The sequence below is a fragment of the Cohnella sp. GbtcB17 genome, assembly GCF_019091135.1.
GTDB lineage: Bacteria > Bacillota > Bacilli > Paenibacillales > Paenibacillaceae > Cohnella.
Genome location: NZ_JAGXJW010000180.1, coordinates 1 through 435 on the forward strand (window position 1 = coordinate 1; position 435 = coordinate 435).

At 50.6% G+C, this 435-nt stretch carries 1 protein-coding gene; it reads left to right on the forward strand.

What is annotated here, in order from left to right:
* Positions 1-435: reverse transcriptase domain-containing protein (locus KVT38_RS33535; RefSeq protein WP_254639755.1), on the forward strand; the 435-nt coding region annotated here is incomplete at both ends.

Here is a 435-nt window from a genome sequence, read left to right on the forward strand (position 1 = left end):
ATCTGGGAGAAGAAGTTCGCAGAGACGGGAACGATGGTGAGATATGCCGATGATCTTGTGATCCTGTGCAAAACCAAGGAACAAGCGCTAAGAGCGATTGACGTGCTCAAGGCGGTATTCGGAAAACTGGAAGTGGAAATGAACAGGGAAAAGTCCAAGCTCATCAACCTATGGGACGATAAGCAGGGATTCGATTTTCTGGGGATGCATCACCGGAAAATACCGAAAAAGCTGAAAGGGAACAAAACGGTGCCTATCCTCCGCAGCTACCCGTCCAAGAAGGCGATGAAGAGCATGAGACAGAAGGTGAAGGAAGCGACCGAGCCAAGAAACCGCCTGTACTGGACGATGAACCAGATGGTGGCGGAACTGAACCCCAAGTTACAGGGGTGGAAGAACTACTACGCGCTTGATTCCTTTGCCGACCTATTCCTG